Genomic DNA, 16616 nt, shown 5'->3' with positions numbered 1-16616 from the left:
CTTGATCGCAGTGTCCTCCAAGATTTGCAATTGCTATTGTACCATAACTTTTCATTCTGGGAAGCTCATCTTTAATAAAACCTTCAACTCCGGGATTTTGAAGTCCTATACTGTTTATAAGTCCCATTGGCGTTTCCCAGAGCCTTATGCCACTGTTGCCGCTTCTTGGAAGAAGTGTCAACCCTTTGCTGCATATTCCGCCTAATATTGATACGTCGTAAATTTCAGAAAATTCCTCACCAAATCCATACGTTCCTGATGCAGCCAAAACAGGATTTTTAAATTCAAAGCCCATTGCGTTAGTTTTTAAATTAGCCATATACACCTCTAAATTAATTCTTCGCTGGAAAATACAGGTCCATCCTTACAAGCTCTCTTGTTGCCGTTTTTCGTTTCAACTGTGCATCCAAGACAAACACCCATACCGCATGCCATTCTTCTTTCAAGTGATACATAGCATTTTACATTATTTTCCATGCAATTTTTCATTATTATGTTCATCATTATTTCCGGTCCACAGGTTACTACAACATCGTATTTTTTATAATCAATATAATCTGTGACAAATCCTTTTTCACCAATGCTTCCATCCTCTGTCACTACAACAGTTTTATCTGCATATTGTTGAAACAAATTTTCTATATAAACATTATCTTTATCCCTATATCCCAAATAAACATCTACTTTTTTACCCAATATTTTTGTCAAGTATAGAAGAGGTGCAATCCCTATGCCTCCTCCTACTACTGCAATTTTTCCATTTAATTCATCTATGTCAAATCCATTGCCTAGAGGTCCAAATAGTTGAATTTCATCATTTTCCCTCATACTGCTTATTTTAGTTGTGCCAATTCCTTCTGTTCTATATAAAAATGTAACGGTATTTTCATTTACATCATTCACACTTATTGGACGCGGAAGCAAGAATGAATTGTCCAAAGTTTTAAGCATAAAAAATTGTCCAGGCTTTATTTCATCTTTAAATTCAGCTGTGAGCCTGTATATTCTGTTTGATATGTTTACATTTTCTATTATTTTGCTTTTTAATACTTTCATCATACCTCCTAAATATTTGCCCAGATGTCATCTCTCATTCTAAGTGTTTCATTTCGAGCGCATAAACTAAAGTTTTCCTCGCCATCTTCTTCTTTCTTATATGCAAGTAAAATTCCTCTTGAAGAATTAACAACAGCACCGTTGCCATCTGTTAAGTATACAGCAATATCTTCAGCTTTTCCACCCTGAGCACCATATCCCGGTATTAGAAGGAACACTGATTTTAATTTTTTTCTTAAATTTGCTCCTTCTTCGTTATTCGTGCAACCAACAACTGCCCCTATTGAACTAAACCCGCAACTTCCCATATTTTCTTCTGCAAGCTTTTCTATTTTTTCTCCTATAGCTTCATAAAGAGGAACATCTTTTTCATCCTTGATATATTGGAAATCTCTTGCACCCTTATTTGAAGTTCTTACAAGAGCAAATATTCCTTTATCATTTTCTTTAACGTACTTTAAAAATGGCTCAAGACTGTCATTTATACCCATGTAAGCATTTAATGTTACAAAATCTGCTTCAAAATCACCTGTAAAATGTCCTGTTGCATACATTTCTGCAGTTTTAGCTATATCTCCTCTTTTAACATCAGCTATAGATAATACTCCCTTTTCTTTTATATATTTTAAGGTGTCAGAATATGCTTTCAACCCTTCAAGACCAAGAGCTTCATAATATGCTATTTGCACTTTGTAGCATGCTACAACATCATATGTGGCATCAATTATTTCCCTGTTAAAATTATATATAGCTTCCCCTGATGTTTTAAATTTATCAGCAAAATTCTTTGGCAAATAACTGTAATCCGTATCAAGGCCAAGACATACATGACCTTTTTTTGCCACTTGATTAAATAACTTGTCTACAATCATTTTTTACCTCCGTCAACAGTTAAATATATGATTATAGCTGATGAAAATTTCATCAGCTATTAGTTTAATTTTGTTCGTAAGCTGTATCACAGTATACACAGCGATATATCTTCTTTTCTTTGTCTGTCAGCTTGAATTTATGAACAATTTCCTGTTCAACTGATGTAATGCATCTTGGATTTTTGCATTTTACTACATTTTCAATTACAGATGGCAATTCGAGTTTTATTTTCTTAATTATTACACCATTATCTATTACATTGATTGTTATATTAGGGTCTATGAATCCAAGAACTTTAAAATCCATAGTTATATTATCTTCAATTTTTATAATATCTTTCTTGCCGGTTTTTTTACTTTTTGCATTTTTAATTATTGCAACACTGCAATCCATTTTATCCAGGTTTAAATATTGATATATCTGCATTGCTTTCCCTGCTTGTATGTGGTCGATTACCAATCCTTTTTCTACACTATCTATATTCATTATTTCTCCACCCCCAATAATTTAATTATTAATGCCATTCTTACGAACATTCCATATTTAGCTTGTTTAAAATAACAGGCTCTTGGGTCACTGTCAATTTCTACAGATATTTCATTTACTCTTGGTAGGGGATGTAGAATTATCATATCTCTTTTTGCTTTTTTAAGTTTTTCTATATTTAATATATAACTATCTTTCAATCTAATATAATCTGCCTCATTGAAAAATCTTTCTTTTTGAACCCTTGTCATATACAAAACATCAAGGTGTTCCATTACATTTTCAAGTCTTTCCACTTCTTTAAACTCTATTTTGTTTTTAATTAATATCTCTTCTCTTATATAATCCGGTATTCTTAATTCTTCAGGTGATACCAATACAAATTTTATATTTTCATACCTTGATAATGCTTTTATAAGTGAATGAACCGTTCTTCCGAATTTTAAGTCTCCACAAAGTCCTATGGTGAAATTATTTAGTTTACCCTTTAATGATCTTATCGTAAGCAAGTCTGTAAGTGTTTGTGTTGGATGTTGATGTCCCCCATCTCCCGCATTAATAACAGGCATGTCTGTACTCATAGCTGCAACCATCGGAGCACCTTCTTTTGGATGTCTCATTGCTGCAATGTCTGCATAACATGCAATTGTTCTAATAGTGTCTGCAACACTTTCTCCCTTTGCTGCAGAACTTGAATCTGAGGACGAAAATCCCATAACACTTCCGCCAAGTCGAAGCATCGCAGCTTCAAAACTTAACCTTGTTCTTGTACTTGGTTCATAAAATAATGTTGCCAGTATTTTTCCCTTGCATGCATCTGAAAATTTGGCCGGATTTTTTATTATTTCATCTGCTAAATTTAATAATTCATCCAACTCCTCAAGAGATAAATCCATTGGTTCAATTAAACTTCTTCCTTTTAACATTGTTCCTCCTTATTAGCCTCTCTGGACTATTTTAAAGTATTATTCGTTGGGTTAGGGCATACACAGTCTCGTTCACCAATTTATTTGCTCCCTTCGGTCGCATACATTGGGAACTTGTTGCGGTTGACCTACCGCCATTTTTTCTCCCTTCGGTCGAAAAAATGGGGTTAGGACATACAAAAAGTCTTCCGCGCACAGCAAGGAAGACTTAACTTTCTAAGATCAACTTTTCCTTCCCAGCCTCTCTGTGCCAGATTAAAGGTATTTACTTTTTACTAATACTATTACATTTTAAACTGTATGTCAACTAAATTTTTATTTATTTTTATTCTTTGTTTGACGGATTTTCAGCTTCAAAATCAACTTGACTAACTATTTTGGTGATTCTTCTCTCGACCTCACTGCGAGGAAGCCAAACCTGTCTCTCACAAGTTGTGCATTTTATTCTGAAATCTGCCCCAACTCTCAATATCTCCCATTCATAACCACCGCATGGATGTTTCTTTTTTAATCTTACTACGTCTCCAACATTCAACTTCATCGGCATAATTTTACTCCTTTATATCGTAACTACATTGTCTGATCCAGCTATTATATCAACTATATCATACATATTACTAATGATGCCAACCTCTAGTTTGCTTTTAATTTCAAAGAAATCCAGACATGTTCCACATGAAACAATTTTTACTCCAGCATTCTCAAGATTTTTCAAATCATCTAAAGATTCAGAACCTGTCGTTGTAAGGTTAACTCCTGAATTAAGAAATATTAAAAATTCTGGATATGGTTTCCTTTCAGAAATAGCATAAATAAAACCTTTCATTAACATTTTTCCTAAATCATCAGAACCTTTTCCAAGTTTATCTTGACCAAACACATATACTTTATTCTCTTCCTTTATGTTTTGAACATTTTGATGTTCTTGTACCTTTATTACATCATGTTCTTCACCATTATATTTACTGAGATATACATACATTCCATCATTTTTATTTTCTGTTGTTGTTGTATAATTAAGTTTTGATCCAAGTTTAAGTACATTGGATTTTGCTGTTTCATTGTCTACAATAACCGTTATTTCCAACTCCCCGTTATCTACTTCTTTTTTTGTCAGTATTACAGGTTGTGGGCATAATTTACCCCTTACATCAACTATTTTCATTGTTCCTCCTAGTTATCATAAAAACCCTTATACGATAAGTAATTTAATAATATATTATTATCGTAGAATATCTTACTTGATTCTGAATTTAAAACAATTTTAACTAATTCACTTTCCTGCATAAAACTTATTAGTGGTGAACTTAATGCAAATATTAAATACAATAATATAATACATTTTAGTGATCCTGTTATTGCTCCAAACATCCTGTTTGTAATGTTTAATATTGGAAGTTTGAATAATACATTAATGAAATTTGCCAATAATACCAGCACAACATATATAATAAGAAATGTAATTATAAAACTGATTGATCTTATTAAAATCAGACTTATATTATCAACAAAAACCGAAAGAGTATCCGTTTGTGCTGCATCCCCTGAATTTATGATATTACTTACAATATTTTGTAGTCCTGCAGGCAAATTCATCGGGTTTTGAAATATATCTAAAAGACTTTCCGATACCCTACTTTCAAAGAAATCATGTACCCTTACAAACAACTTTGTATTGTTTAATAAAAAGTTCTCCACTATATAATAAAATTCCTTACTTGCAAAAAAGGCAACAACAACCCCTAATGTATCAAAAATTGTTTTTATAAATCCCCTTCTATACCCTTGAAAGCACGAATATCCAGCGAAAATGAGAATAATTATATCAATAAAATTCATTTGTAACCTCCTCGTATCTATTTTTAAGTAAATCCATTACTTTATTTGTCCCTTTACGAGCTTGTCCTTTGATAATATATACATGCTACTATTATCTACAATAAAATCAGAAATTATACCCTCTGTATCTTCATATATTTTATCCATTTTGCTGCTGTGAAGAAGATAAATTATATTATCATTATACACGAATGCTTTGTCGTTGTATATTTTTAAACTATTAACATCCGCCGGAGAGTTCTGAACATCCATGACTTTTCCTTCAAAATTATATGACATCAATTCGTTATTATTATTTTGTTCATACAACATGTATATTCTTTGATTATCTTTATCAATTTCAAAATCCAAAATTTTGTTATAAATGTTGTTTTTCCACATAAGTCTGCCATTCGTATTAAAATAATAAATATTATCGAGCCCAATTACAATTACATTGTTATTTACTATTTGTGTCTTAATTAATATTTCATTCTTAATTTCTGTATTCCATAATTCAACATCATCTAAAAGATTAAAATACAGTGAGTTTATCGGAATCCCATTTTCAAAATTTAATGTTATTAAAGAATACCCCTCAGACTTATCACTTATGGATACTCCTGTTATGATATCTTTAAATATTTTATTGTCTACTACTATCTCATTATTGTCATCCATAACATACAACAAACTTTGTCCTGTACTGTTTCTTGCAATAATGTACGATTCTCCATTTTCACGTGAAACATTTACAATATCGCCTGTAATTTCAGATATTACAAACCTCTGATTGTTTTTATCATACACTTCTATACTGTTTTCCATGCACCTAAAAATATAATTATCCGTTATAAATACTTGCTTTGAGAAAACTGTATTCTCATTTTCCCATGTTTTATTGTTATTATAATCAAAAAATTCTATCTTTTGATTATTGTATGTAACTATTCCACCATTATAAAACTGAAAATCTTCAAGTGTATCAATTTTTGTAATCTCAACATTTTCCATTGTATATACTTTTTTTTCATCCAAAAAAGACAAAATTTCTCTTCCATATGTTAAATATAACATACCGGTTAAAATTAACAAAATTATTAAAATAAATATAATAGTCTTTTTCATATCTTTTCCTTGTTAAAACTTGTTATTATATTATAACAAATATATAATGGCCTTATTAACTTTATTTTTAAAAGCAAGAAAATTTTTTACAATTTTCTTGCTAATTTATTAGTAATTTTTTTCAGTAATTTCTTTCAATGCTTTAGCAGCTGCCATTATTTCTGTCTTTTTAGTAAAAGGTCCAACACTAAATCTTACCGCTCCGATTTTATCTGTACCAATTGTTTTATGTGCCAGAGGCGCACAATGAAGTCCGGGTCTTACGGCTATACCATATCCTGTATCAAGAATATAAGCGACTTCCGACGAATCAATTCCTTCAATGTTTATTGGAACAACTCCGCTTCTGTCTTCAATGCTTTCTGGGCCGTAAATCGTGATTTTAGGGATTTTTCTTACTTCCTTGATGAATAACTCAAGAATATTTTTTTCGTGCCTGCAAATTGATTTTGTGCCCTTGTCTAAAATGTACTTTACTCCAGAATTTAGACCTGCTATGCCTGGTAAATTATGGGTACCCGCTTCATATTTATCCGGTAAGAAATTAGGCTGGTACATACTACTAGATTCACTTCCTGTACCTCCTTCTCGCAACTCCTTCATTTCTACATCACTGTTTATAAGCAACACTCCCGTACCCTGTGGCCCAAGAAGTCCTTTGTGTCCTGGGGCAACAAGAAAATCGATATTTTGTTTTTTAAAATCTATTTCTAAAACTCCCGCACTTTGAGAAGCATCTACTAAGTAAAGCAAATTATTAACTTTACACATTTCCCCAATTTTTTCAATCGGTAAAATTGTTCCGGTTAAATTAGATACATGAGTTGTTACCACAAGTTTTGTATTGCTTCTTATAGCTTTTTCCACATCATCAACTTTTATCGTTCCGTCAGATGAGCATGAAACAATGGTATTTTCAATTCCATATTTTTCAAGTTCTTTTATAGGTCTTAACACTGAATTATGATCCATTGCCGTAGCAATTACATGATCTCCCGATTTTAATATACCCTTTATTGCTATATTTAATCCATCTGTTGCATTAAATGTAAAAATTACCTTCATCGGGTCGTCTAAATTAAATAGCTGTGCCACAAGCTCCCTTGTTTCATAAATTACCCTAGCACCTTCTATAGCCATCGCATGACTTCCTCTGCCCGGGTTTGCTCCATAAACCGTCATAGCCTCCATTACACTTTTATACACTGACTTTGGCTTTGGATATGTTGTTGCCGCATTATCTAGATAAATCATATTTTCACCCCTATTTTATTTTTATCCATATATTATTTAACATTGAACATCAATTTCATACTTATATAATAGTTCATTTATTTCGGTACTTCAACCATTATTTATCTTCGTATACTATCTTCCCGTTACAAATTGTATATTTAATTTTTCCACTGAGTTCCTTTCCTAAAAAAGGTGAATTGCTGGATTTAGAATAAAATTTATCTACAGTCCATTTTTCATTTAAATCGAAAATCACTAAATCCGCTTTTGATCCTACTTTAATTTTACCTGATTTCAAACTGTACAATTTTGCCGGATTTATTGTCATTTTTTCTAAAAGCTTAAGAAGTGATAGATGGTTTTCATTCACCAGGTATGTAATTCCAATTTATAACGCTGTTTCTAAACCAATGATTCCACTTGGTGCTTTTAAAAATTCACGATTCTTTTCTTCCTTGCTGTGTGGCGCATGATCAGTAGCTATTATTTCAATTGTATTATCTTTAAGGCCTTCAATTATTTTCATTCTGTCTTCTTCTGTTCTCAATGGAGGGTTCATTTTTGCATTTGTTTCATATTTAAGAACATCATCCTCTGTGAGAGAAAAATGGTGAGGTGAAGCTTCTGCAGTTACATTTACACCAATTGATTTTGCATATCTTATAATATCAACAGATGAGCCTGAACTCAAATGTTGTATATTTATTCTAGCTCCTGTAGAACCGGCGATAACACAATCCCTTGCAACCATAACGTCCTCTGCAACATGTGATGCCCCTTGTATACCTAACTTTTCTGAAACTTTTCCTTCATTTATTCCGGGAGTTTTAACTAATTTCGGATCTTCTTCATGAAAACTTAATGGAACATTTAATCTTTTAGCTTGTTTCATAGACTCCACAACAATGCTGCTATCCATTATTGGATATCCATCATCGGTGAAGCCAACTGCTCCTGCTTGTTTTAATCCTTCCATATCAACTAGTTCAATACCCTTCAAACCAACGGTGATAGTTGCTGTCTGAAGAACATTAATTGGCGATTTCTCACATTCTTTAATTATGTACTCCAACGTATCTTTGTTATCAACAGGAGGATTAGTGTTAGCCATACAAACTACTGTTGTAAATCCTCCCCTAGCTGCTGCCATTGAACCTGTCTGTATATCTTCTTTATAAGTAAATCCGGGATCTCTGAAGTGCACATGTACATCAATTAAACCAGGAGCCACTATTTTTCCTCCTGCATCAATAACAGTGTCCATCCCATTAATATTAATATTATTTTCAATTTTTATTATTGTATCACCTTGAATTAATATATCAGTTATTTCGTCTTTTTTAGATTCAAGATCTATCACTCTTCCGTTTTTTATAAGCATCATCTTTATCACCATATATTATTCGCATTTATTCTACGTGTATTATATCACATAGCAAGAATATCAAAAAGAAAAAATGTGTTTAAAACCTTTAATTATAATTACTTTTATTTATAATTATATTATTTCTCCTCAATTAATTTTTGTTTTATGGTAATATGTTATTATTAAATGTTTGGAGGAAGTTATGATTAAAGCTGCAATATTTGATTTGGATGGCACTTTGCTTGATTCAATAAAAGATCTTGAAGATGCGTGCAACTACGCACTGTCTCATTTCAATATGCCACATGTTAATTCACAAAGATATAAATTACTGTTAGGCAAAGGACGACGAAAAATAATTGAAAGCATTGTGGGAGAGTTTTTTGGTAATGACGAAGAAAAAATAATTGATGAATTTCTATCATATTATAATGAATATTATTCTTCTCACATGTTTAATAATACAAAACCATATGACGGCATATTGGATATGCTTGATTATTTAAACAGCAACAATATAATAACTGCTGTTTTATCCAATAAACCCCACGATTTTACACAATCACTTGTTTCCCATTTTTTTAAAGACAAAATAAAAATTGTTTATGGACTTCAAAACGGATACGAAGCAAAGCCAGACCCTTGCACTTTACTGGAAATTATAAATATTCTTGGATTAAAAAAACATGAATTAATTTATATCGGCGATACAGAAATTGATATTCAAGTTGCAAAAAATGCAAATGTAAAATCTTTAGGAGTATTATGGGGATTTAGAACTGCATCACTTTTAGAAAGTGAAGGAGCTGATTACATTGCATCAACAATTGACGAAATGAAACAGATTATTATCAACAATTAAATAAGAATTTGTTAATAACTTTTATATTTTTCTAAAAAAAATCATTGTACTTTACAATGATTAATCTTCAAGTTTAAAAATATCCAAAATTCTATTTAAATCTTCATTACTTGTATATTCTATTTCTATTTTACCTTTATTTTTATTCTTCTTAATATTTACTCTTGAAGAAAACCTATCTGTGAGCATTTCTTCAATATAAGCTATATACTTATCCTTTTCAGGAACAATTCTTCTTCCCGTCTTCCTATTGTCTCTAACTAATTTTTCAACATCTCTTACGCTTAAATTTTCTTTTATAATTCTGTCAGTCATTGCTATTTGCTTTTCTAAACTTAAACTAATTATAGCCCTTCCGTGTCCGGCAGAAATTTCATTTGTTACTATCTTATTTTTTACATAATCATCAAGATTTGTTAACCTCATAATATTTGTTACATATACCCTGGACTTTCCAACTATGTTTGATACTTCTTCCTGGGTTATTCCATACCTGCTCATTATATATTCGTAAGCATGTGCTTCATCTATAGGATTTAAATTTTCTCTTTGTATATTTTCAATCAGGGCTATTTCCGAAGCATTTTTATTTTCAATATCTCTCACTATGCAGGGAATATTTTTAATATCGGCATTTTTACAGGCTCTCCATCTTCTTTCACCTGCAATAATAGTATAAATATCTCCATCTTTTCTTACAATTATAGGCTGAATCACTCCATATTTCTTAATGGACTCCGAAAGCTCTTCAAGCTTATCTTGCTCGAATACTTTACGAGGCTGATTTGAATTTGGACATATCAGATTTGTATCTATATCTTCTATCCTTTGAATATCTTCTTTTTCTAAATCCTCTGGTATTAATGCTGACAAACCCTTGCCCAAAGCTTTTCTCTTTATAGCCATACTGACCTCCCTAATTGTTTCTGATAATTTCTTCTGCAAGCTTTATGTACGCCATGCTTCCTTTTGATTTTTCATCATAAATCATTATTGGCTGCCCAAAACTTGGAGCTTCTGCTAATCTTACGCTTCTTGGAATTACTGTTCTATACACTTTATCTTTAAAATATTTTTTAACTTCTTCCACAACTTGCACCGAAAGATTTGTTCTTCCGTCAAACATATTAAGTACAACACCTTCAATATCAAGTTTAGTATTTAAATTTTTTTTCACTAATTTTACAGTATCTATAAGCTGCCCAACACCTTCCAACGAATAATACTCACATTGAATTGGTATCAATACTGTATTTGAAGCTGTAAGTGCATTTAAGGATAATAAGCCCAGTGATGGCGGACAATCAATTATAATAAAATCATACTCTTTATCAATCAAGTTCATTTTTTCTTTTAACGTTTTTTCTCTGTGCTTTGTATTTGTAAGCTCAATTTCAGCCCCTGCAAGCTGTATATTGGCAGGCACCAAATCCAAATTTTCAATTTCCGTCTTACATATAATTTTATTAATGTCATAATCCTCAATCAAAACATCATAAATTGTATATTCCAACTCATTCTTGTTAACACCAAAACCGCTTGTTGAATTTCCCTGAGGATCAATGTCGATACTTAATACTTTTTTACCTCTCAACGCTAATGCTGCGCACAAGTTAACATTTGTTGTTGTTTTTCCTACACCGCCCTTTTGATTGAATACGCTTATCACTTTAGCCATTTAATCACCTTCTATATGCTTTTTTTCGGAATTTTTACCTTAATTTCTATAAATTCATCAGATTCTTCCTGCTCAAATTTAGCATCTATACCTGTTTTTACTATTTCATTGTAAGCATTTTTTATAGTATTTATATATATTTTGTAATTAATGAAGTTTCTCACATAACGCTTGTCCTTCATTTTTTTATAATTTAAATCTTCAGCTATTGAATTTACAAGTTTTTCTGTTTCACTTACATTTAAATCTTTCTTTATAACTTTATCAACTACACTTAAAAGAAGATCTTCTTCATCAATTTTTAAAAGTGCTCTTGCATGACGTTCACTTAAATTTCCTTCCCTGAGTTTTTGTTTTACAGACTCCGGCAATTTCAAAATTCTCATTTTGTTTGCAATTGTTGATTGGGATTTCCCCAACTTTTCTGCTAATTGAGTTTGATTTAAATCAAAATCTTCAATCAATCTTTCATAAGCCATTGCTTCTTCAATAAAATCCAAATCTTCACGCTGCAAATTTTCAATTAAAGCCATTGCAGCAGATTCTTCATCTTTCACTTCAATAACTACTGCAGGTATTGTTTCCATATTTAATAATTTAACTGCTTTAAAACGTCTTTCTCCAGCTATAATTTCATAAATATCATCATAAATTTTTCTTACAGTTATAGGCTGTATCACGCCATAATTTTTTATGGAATGACTTAACTCTTCCAAAGCCTTGTCATCAAAAACTTTTCTAGGTTGATTTTTATTTGGAATTATTTTGTTAACATCTATATTAAATATATTGCTTGTCAAGAAATTCTCCCCCTTAAAACAAGATTTTATTGAATATTTTATATCAATGGATCTTTACTTGGTTTTCCCGCTTTTCTCGGATATTTATTATTCATTTGTTCAAATTTTTCTATAATGACTATTTTTCTTACAATATCAGTTCCAGGCAGACATATTTCTTTTATTTCTTTAACATTGCCTCCAAGTTTATTTATTGCGCTTTCGGAATCTTTGATTTCCTGGGAAATATTTTCACTTTTGTAAGCAGCAAAATAACCACCTACTTTAACAAACGGAAGACAATATTCACTTAAAACATTAAGTGGTGCTACAGCCCTTGAAACACATATATCAAACTTTTCTCTGTATTTTATATTTTGTCCGAAATCCTCAGCTCTTCCATGGATTAATTCAACATTTTTTAGTTCAAGTACTTCTGCTACTTCTGATAAAAAATCAATTCTTTTTCTCAAGCTGTCCAAAAGAGTGACTATATAATTATCATTTACAATTTTGAGAGGAAATCCAGGAAATCCTCCACCTGTTCCTACATCAATAATACTTTTCTTTTCATTAAAATTTTCTTCATTTAACAATAAAACACTATCTAAAAAATGTTTTACATAAATTTCTTCATCATCTTCTATTGAAGTGATGTTGATTTTTTGATTCCAATCTTTTAATAAATCCCGGTATTTTATAAATTTATTTTCAGTTTCAGAGCTGTAGGGTAATTTCAGCTGCTTAAAACCCTCTTCCATTGTTTTAATCAACATTTTCTCCTTTATAACTTCTTGATTATTTTTTTAATTTATTATAATAATTTAACATAGAGAACTTCGTGATTTCTATATTTGTTTTTTAGAATTATATGTCATTAAATAAATCAACAAAACATTTATATCTGATGGCGAAACTCCAGATATTCTAGAAGCCTGACCAATTGAATCCGGTCTGATTTTCTTTAATTTCTGCCTTGCTTCTAACCTTAAACTACCAACCTGGTCATAGTCAATTTCATCAGGAATTTTTTTATTTTCAAGCTTTTTAAATTGCTCAACCTGCTGTATCTGCTTAGAAATGTATCCTTCGTATTTTATAACTGTTTCTACATAATCCTTAATTTCTTTATTTAAATGTGGTCTATCTTTATCAAGCTGTTCAGTATTATCATAATTCAGTTCTGTTCTCCTTAAAAGTTCATAAAGACTTATGGGCATTTTTAAGCTTACGCTGTTTATACTTTCCAATATTTGATTTACTTCAGCTTTCGGAGTTATTTTTATATTTTTTATACGTTCAATTTCTTGTTCTATTTTATGTTTTTTAGTTATGAATCTTTTATACCGTTCTTCTGTAACAAGGCCTATTTCATATCCTTTTTCTGTAAGTCTTTCATCTACATTGTCTTGTCTTAAAAGAAGTCTGTATTCAGCTCTTGAAGTCATCATACGGTAAGGTTCATTGGTTCCTTTTGTTACCAAATCATCAATCAATACCCCAATATAAGCATCCGAGCGTTTCAAAACAAGCGGTTCTCTATTTTTCAAGTTCATTGATGCGTTAATTCCTGCAATTAATCCTTGAGCTGCAGCTTCTTCATAACCTGAGCTTCCATTTACCTGTCCTGCAAAAAATAAATTTTTAATATTCTTCATTTCCAAACTGCTTTTTAGCTGAGTGGGATTGATGCAGTCATATTCTATCGCGTAAGCAGGTCGCATAATTTCTGAATTTTCCAACCCTATCATCGTTTTATACATTTCAATTTGAACCTCAAACGGCAATGATGAAGACATTCCTTGAACATACATTTCCTTAGTATCCAATCCTTCAGGTTCAACAAACATTTGATGTCTTTCTTTATCTGAAAATTTAACAACTTTATCTTCTATTGAGGGACAGTATCTTGGTCCGACACTTTTGATGATCCCCTCATACAATGGTGATCTGTTTAAATTATTTCTAATAATTTCATGTGTTTTTTCAGTGGTATATGATATATAACAAGGTACTTGTTCAATGTTTATTTCATCAGTCATAAATGAAAAAGGAATTATTTCCTCATCTCCCAACTGAATTTCCATTTTTTCATAATTAATTGAATCCGAATGTACTCTAGCGGGAGTGCCTGTTTTAAACTTTACCAAATCTATACCTAAATCCATCAAAGATTGTGAAAGTTCATTAGCAGGTGCTAATCCAATAGGTCCTGATGGATAATTTACTTCTCCGATATATATTCTTCCCTGAAGATATGTTCCGGACGTTACAATAACAGCTTTAGTTTCATAATATGATCCAAGCATTGTGATTACATTAAAACTTCCATCACTGTTAATTGTAATTTTTGTAGCCTCCAACTGCAAAAGTTTAAGATTATTTTGATCTTCTATAACTTTTTTCATCTCAGTATGGTACTTATTTTTATCAGCTTGAGCTCTCAACGAATGAACTGCCGGCCCTTTAGAACGGTTCAACATCTTGCATTGTATCATAGTTTTATCTATATTTAAAGCCATTTCTCCGCCTAACGCATCAATTTCCCTAACAAGGTGCCCTTTTGCAGTTCCTCCTATATTAGGATTACACGGCATCATGGCTATTGAATCAAGACTCATTGTAAGCATAACTGTTTTCATGCCAAGTCTTGCAGCAGCCAAAGCTGCTTCACAGCCTGCATGACCAGCTCCTATAACTACCACGTCAACTTTTTCTGCAAGAAATTCTTTTACTTTGTCTTCCATTTTTATGCCTCTTTCCTATTTACCTATGCAAAATTCATTGAATATTTTATCAACTAAATCATCACTCACAGATTTTCCAACAATAAGTCCTAATTGTTCTATTGCTTCTTTTAGATCTATTTCAATAAAATCTATGGTCATTCCGTTATTTATGGATTTTAATACTTCATCTAAACTATTTTTTGCATTTATAAGCAAATTCTTATGCCTTACATTATTTATTATCAAATCATTGCTTACATTTATTGTGCCTTCAAAAAACATTTGGCTTATTTTTTCAATTATTTCATCTAAACCTTGATTATTTAATACTGATATATTGATAATTTCTTTTTCAATATTTCCATACTTGCTTAAGTCAAGTCTATTTTCAAGATCTGTTTTATTTTTTATATAAATAACTTTTTTATTTTTTATATATTCTAATATTTTTTCATCTTCTATTTCAATCTCTTTAGACGAATCAAAAAGCATTATAACCAAATCCGCTTCATCTACTTTTTTAAGAGCTTTTTCAACTCCTATTTTTTCAATTTTATCGTCTGTATCTCTAATGCCGGCTGTATCAATTATTCTTAACGGAACACCTTTTATATTCACATATTCTTCTATTGTATCTCTTGTTGTTCCAGGAATTTCTGTAACTATTGCACGATTTTCATTTAAAAGAAAATTCATTAAAGAAGATTTTCCTACATTTGGCTTTCCAAGTATTACTGTCTTTATGCCTTCTTTAAATATTTTTCCTGTGTCAGCTGTTTTAATTAACCTGTCTAGTTTATTTACAATTGTTTCACTTAACTCTTTTACATTTCCAATTGTTATTTCATCCTCGTCATATTCGGGAAAATCTATATTTACTACTATATTCGCTAACAAGTCCATAATTTTCTCTATAATTTCATTTATTTCTTTCGACAATCTTCCTTCTAAATGATTTACAGAAATTTCATGACTTGATTCCGTTTTTGAATTTATAATATCTATTACAGCTTCAGCTTGAATTAAATCTATTCTTCCATTTAAAAATGCCCTTTTTGTAAATTCTCCTCTTTCGGCCAATCTGCATCCGTGAAGCAACACCGTTTCCAATATTTTTTTTGCAGAAATTATACCTCCATGACAATTTATTTCAATTATGTCTTCCATGGTATAGGTTTTAGGCGCATTCATATAAGATATCAACACTTCATCTATAATTTTATTGTCTTTATCAACAATATATCCATAATGAAGAAATCTTGGTTTTAAATTTATGCTCTCTTTTTTGTTTTTACTTTTTGTTACAAAAATTTTTTCTGCAACATTTAATGCATTATCTCCGCTTATTCTTATTATATTTATACCTGCATTGCCCGGAAATGTTGCAATAGCAGCTATTGTATCACTGTTCATTTTACCACCGCATCTTTCTGTTCTTTGTCAACACATTTATTTTACATTAATTTTGCATAAATGTACATAACTATTTAAATAGCACAATTAAATTTTCATAATAACAATATATCATTTACTATCTACAATATAATAAAATAAAACCCGGATATCCGGGTTATATAACTTTAACAATTTATTTTAAATCTATGACAACTTTTCTGTAAGGTTCATCTCCCTCAGAATAAGTTATAATGTCCGCTTCATCCTGCAAAGTTGAATGTATT

Annotated in this window: 17 protein-coding genes and 2 pseudogenes; 1 reads left to right on the top strand and 18 read right to left on the bottom strand. The window is 30.9% G+C overall.

All coding sequences use genetic code 11. The features are described from left to right. The 11 genes and pseudogenes from SA378_RS09950 to SA378_RS09900 all read right to left on the bottom strand — a co-directional run. A pseudogene (locus tag SA378_RS09950) lies at window positions 1–319 on the bottom strand (dihydroorotate dehydrogenase); the annotation flags it as partial. Window positions 320–327: 8 nt separating this feature from the next. Next, entirely contained in the window at window positions 328–1056 is a 729-nt protein-coding gene (locus SA378_RS09945; protein ID WP_318525837.1) for a dihydroorotate dehydrogenase electron transfer subunit, read from the bottom strand. Between the two features lie 8 nt (window positions 1057–1064). Continuing rightward, the gene (gene pyrF, locus SA378_RS09940; RefSeq protein ID WP_318525836.1) at window positions 1065–1928 is read right to left on the bottom strand and encodes an orotidine-5'-phosphate decarboxylase; all 864 of its coding nucleotides are present in this window, start codon (window positions 1926–1928) and stop codon (window positions 1065–1067) included. 64 nt (window positions 1929–1992) lie between these two features. Then, window positions 1993–2415: an aspartate carbamoyltransferase regulatory subunit gene (locus tag SA378_RS09935; protein ID WP_318525835.1), complete on the bottom strand. Its 423-nt coding sequence runs from the start codon at window positions 2413–2415 to the stop codon at window positions 1993–1995. Then, window positions 2415–3341 (bottom strand): aspartate carbamoyltransferase, encoded by a 927-nt coding sequence (gene pyrB, locus SA378_RS09930; RefSeq protein WP_318525834.1) that lies wholly within the window; start codon window positions 3339–3341, stop codon window positions 2415–2417. The genes SA378_RS09935 and pyrB overlap by 1 nt, the downstream gene beginning before the upstream one ends. Before the next feature lie 325 nt (window positions 3342–3666). Continuing rightward, window positions 3667–3888, bottom strand: a complete 222-nt coding sequence (locus SA378_RS09925; RefSeq protein ID WP_318525833.1) for a DUF951 domain-containing protein — start codon at window positions 3886–3888, stop codon at window positions 3667–3669. 12 nt (window positions 3889–3900) lie between these two features. Further along, on the bottom strand, window positions 3901–4506 hold the full coding sequence (yedF, locus tag SA378_RS09920) for a sulfurtransferase-like selenium metabolism protein YedF (protein WP_318525832.1): 606 nt from the start codon (window positions 4504–4506) through the stop codon (window positions 3901–3903). 8 nt (window positions 4507–4514) lie between these two features. Then, window positions 4515–5180, bottom strand: coding sequence for a CvpA family protein (locus SA378_RS09915; RefSeq protein WP_318525831.1), 666 nt, complete (start codon window positions 5178–5180; stop codon window positions 4515–4517). A 36-nt stretch (window positions 5181–5216) separates the two neighbouring features. Next, window positions 5217–6287: a DUF5711 family protein gene (locus SA378_RS09910; RefSeq protein ID WP_318525830.1), complete on the bottom strand. Its 1071-nt coding sequence runs from the start codon at window positions 6285–6287 to the stop codon at window positions 5217–5219. Window positions 6288–6395: 108 nt separating this feature from the next. Then, window positions 6396–7541 (bottom strand): aminotransferase class V-fold PLP-dependent enzyme, encoded by a 1146-nt coding sequence (locus SA378_RS09905; RefSeq protein WP_318525829.1) that lies wholly within the window; start codon window positions 7539–7541, stop codon window positions 6396–6398. A gap of 97 nt (window positions 7542–7638) precedes the next feature. After that, window positions 7639–8907, bottom strand: a pseudogene (locus SA378_RS09900) (dihydroorotase). 184 nt (window positions 8908–9091) lie between these two features. Between SA378_RS09900 and SA378_RS09895 the strand changes: the two are divergent. Further along, the gene (locus SA378_RS09895) at window positions 9092–9751 is read left to right on the top strand and encodes an HAD family hydrolase (RefSeq protein WP_318525828.1); all 660 of its coding nucleotides are present in this window, start codon (window positions 9092–9094) and stop codon (window positions 9749–9751) included. Window positions 9752–9811: 60 nt separating this feature from the next. Here the strand turns inward: SA378_RS09895 and SA378_RS09890 are convergent, their stop codons facing one another. From SA378_RS09890 to SA378_RS09860, 7 genes are all read right to left on the bottom strand, one after another. Next, the gene (locus tag SA378_RS09890; RefSeq protein ID WP_318525827.1) at window positions 9812–10657 is read right to left on the bottom strand and encodes a ParB/RepB/Spo0J family partition protein; all 846 of its coding nucleotides are present in this window, start codon (window positions 10655–10657) and stop codon (window positions 9812–9814) included. A 10-nt stretch (window positions 10658–10667) separates the two neighbouring features. Further along, on the bottom strand, window positions 10668–11429 hold the full coding sequence (locus SA378_RS09885; RefSeq protein WP_318525826.1) for an AAA family ATPase: 762 nt from the start codon (window positions 11427–11429) through the stop codon (window positions 10668–10670). Window positions 11430–11440: 11 nt separating this feature from the next. Beyond that, window positions 11441–12229: a nucleoid occlusion protein gene (gene noc / locus SA378_RS09880; protein WP_318525825.1), complete on the bottom strand. Its 789-nt coding sequence runs from the start codon at window positions 12227–12229 to the stop codon at window positions 11441–11443. Window positions 12230–12267: 38 nt separating this feature from the next. Further along, complete coding sequence (gene rsmG, locus SA378_RS09875; protein WP_318525824.1) at window positions 12268–12984, bottom strand: 16S rRNA (guanine(527)-N(7))-methyltransferase RsmG; 717 nt, start codon at window positions 12982–12984, stop codon at window positions 12268–12270. Between the two features lie 72 nt (window positions 12985–13056). After that, window positions 13057–14955, bottom strand: coding sequence for a tRNA uridine-5-carboxymethylaminomethyl(34) synthesis enzyme MnmG (gene mnmG, locus SA378_RS09870; protein WP_318525823.1), 1899 nt, complete (start codon window positions 14953–14955; stop codon window positions 13057–13059). A gap of 15 nt (window positions 14956–14970) precedes the next feature. After that, window positions 14971–16350, bottom strand: a complete 1380-nt coding sequence (gene mnmE / locus SA378_RS09865) for a tRNA uridine-5-carboxymethylaminomethyl(34) synthesis GTPase MnmE (RefSeq protein WP_318525822.1) — start codon at window positions 16348–16350, stop codon at window positions 14971–14973. Window positions 16351–16525: 175 nt separating this feature from the next. After that, window positions 16526–16615 carry a R3H domain-containing nucleic acid-binding protein gene (locus tag SA378_RS09860; protein WP_412178695.1) on the bottom strand — a complete coding sequence of 30 codons (90 nt, stop codon included), beginning with the start codon at window positions 16613–16615 and terminating at the stop codon, window positions 16526–16528. Window position 16616: the final 1 nt, after the last annotated feature.

Origin of the sequence: Sedimentibacter sp., from assembly GCF_033447055.1 — a bacterium.
Lineage (GTDB): Bacteria > Bacillota > Clostridia > Tissierellales > Sedimentibacteraceae > Sedimentibacter.
This window is presented reverse-complemented; position numbering and strand designations above follow the sequence as displayed.